The organism is Amycolatopsis sp. SID8362 (genome assembly GCF_010550475.1).
Classification (GTDB): Bacteria; Actinomycetota; Actinomycetes; order Mycobacteriales; family Pseudonocardiaceae; genus Amycolatopsis; species Amycolatopsis eburnea.
Map to the genome: position 1 here is coordinate 1 of NZ_JAAGNB010000985.1, position 2,013 is coordinate 2,013.

The window sequence follows — 2,013 nt, forward strand, 5'->3', positions numbered from 1 at the left end:
GGCGGGAACGCCGTCAGCAGCAGCGCCAGCGACGTCGGCATGACGAGCGCCGCGCCGATCGCCTGCACCGCGCGGAAGAGGACGAGGACCGGGATCGACGGCGCCGCCGCGCAGGCGGCCGAGGCCAGCGTGAACACCGCGACCCCGGCGAGGAACAGCCGCTTGCGGCCGTAGCGGTCGGCCAGCCGCCCGGCCGGGGCGAGGCACGCGGCGAACAGCACCGTGTAGCCGTTGAGCACCCACGACAGCGTCGCCAGGTCGTCGCCGGGGAATGCGGCCCGGATGCCGGGGAAGGCGATGGTGACGATGAACGTGTCGAGGCTGGCGAGGAACGCCGCCGTCGAGACGACCAGCAGCACGAGGCCGGGCTTCGGCGCGGTGTCGGTCATGTCCCTCCTAGGTCTGAAAAAGCAACCTAGCCGGAGAACGCGAGTTTCAACAAGAGACTGACCTGTTCGGAGCGATCTAGCTCACGCGGCGGCGGCCTGCGCCTCGGCCCGCGCCTTGAGCGCCGCGAGGGTGTACTCGATCGACTCGGCGTTGTACCCGGGCCGGTCGGCGCGGCCGGTGACCCGCGGGCCCATGAACTTCCGCACGATCCAGCTGCCGATCCGGTACCAGTTTTCGGTCACCACGCAGCCGTCCGGCGCCGGCGTCAGCACGTACTCCCAGCGCGAAACCCGCGAACCGAACGGCGTGCGGACGTCGAAGGCGAACCGGCGTTCCGGCTCGAACACGACCACCCGCACCCGCGTCCACCACCGCAGGGCGCCGTTTTCGTTGCGGCCGCGGAACCGCGCGCCCAGTGCCGGGCCGGTGCCGTCGAGCCAGCGGCCGCCGACGTTCTCCGGGCTCAGCTCGCCCATCCGCGGCAGGTCGGTGACCCAGGACCACACCGTGCCCGCGCCGACCGGGACGGTCACGCTGCGCGAAATCGTCGGTTCCACCCCCCGACGGTGACAGCGCTCCCGGCGCCCGGGCAAGGCATCCCGGCGTTGTCCGCAGCCCAGGAGAGCCCGCCGTGAAAAACCCCCGCGTCAAACCGGGTTGCGGTCCGGACATTCTGGGTACCTGGCGCGCGGAGGACTCTTGACACGGAGGGTGCGGTGGTCAGCGTGATCCCGATCGAGGTCGTGGGGATGGCCGTTCCGGTGCCGGGGGAGGCGCCCCTGATGTTGCTCCGGGAACCCGACGGCGCCCGCCGCTGGCTCGCCATCATGATCGGCTACGGCGAGGCCGAAGCACTGGTGCGGGCGCGGGAGCAGATCGCGCAGCCGCGCCCGGGCACGATCGAGCTGCTCGGTGACGTGCTCGCGGCGTTCGGCCAGGGCGTCGCCGCGGTCGAGCTGACCGAGGTGCGCGACGGCATCTTCTACGCCGACCTCGTGCTCGCCTCCGGCACCCGCGTGTCGGCCCGGCCCAGCGACGCGGTCGCGCTCGGCCTGCGCCAGGGCGCGCCGATCCGCGTCGCCGAAGAGGTGCTCGACGTCGCGTCCGTGCAGCTCGAGGTCGAGCAGGAGACCGAAGGGCCGGCCGCCGACGTGCTCGACACCGAGGCCGAGGTCGCCCGGTTCCGCGCCGAGCTCGACGGCCTGCGGCCCGAGGACTTCGACGACCTCTGAGCGCTCGCGCCCGTCCCGCCGGTAGATTTCCCGGCGGGAGGGACACCGATGCCGGACTTCGCCGCGGCCGCCGAGCCGCACCGCCGTGAGCTACTGGCGCACTGCTACCGCATGCTCGGCTCGGTGCACGAGGCGGAGGACCTGGTGCAGGAAACCTTCGTCCGCGCCTGGAAAGCCTGGCCGGGCTACGACCCGGCGCGCGCGTCGGTGCGCACCTGGCTCTACCGCATCGCCACCAACGCGTGCCTGACCGCGCTGGAAGGCCGGGCGCGGCGGCCGCTGCCGTCGGGCCTCGGGCGCCCGAGCGACGATCCCGCCGCGCCGCTGACGCCGTCGTTCGAGATCCCGTGGCTGCAGCCGTTCCCGGCCGCGGGCTCGGACGACCCCGGCC

Annotated in this window: 4 protein-coding genes; 2 read left to right on the forward strand and 2 right to left on the reverse strand. The window is 73.2% G+C overall.

The window, feature by feature from the left end; genetic code table 11:
• Positions 1-389 (reverse strand): MFS transporter (locus G3I65_RS30890; RefSeq protein WP_160699232.1); only part of this gene is annotated, 389 nt, incomplete at its 3' end.
• Positions 390-470: 81 nt separating this feature from the next.
• On the reverse strand, positions 471-947 hold the full coding sequence (locus G3I65_RS30895; protein ID WP_160699233.1) for an SRPBCC family protein: 477 nt from the start codon (positions 945-947) through the stop codon (positions 471-473).
• Positions 948-1,106: 159 nt separating this feature from the next.
• Between G3I65_RS30895 and G3I65_RS30900 the strand changes: the two genes are divergently transcribed.
• Both G3I65_RS30900 and G3I65_RS30905 read left to right on the forward strand, forming a co-directional pair.
• Entirely contained in the window at positions 1,107-1,622 is a 516-nt protein-coding gene (locus tag G3I65_RS30900) for a bifunctional nuclease family protein (protein WP_086861838.1), read from the forward strand.
• A gap of 48 nt (positions 1,623-1,670) precedes the next feature.
• The coding region (locus G3I65_RS30905) for a sigma-70 family RNA polymerase sigma factor (RefSeq protein ID WP_160699234.1) at positions 1,671-2,013 on the forward strand (343 nt) is incomplete at its 3' end.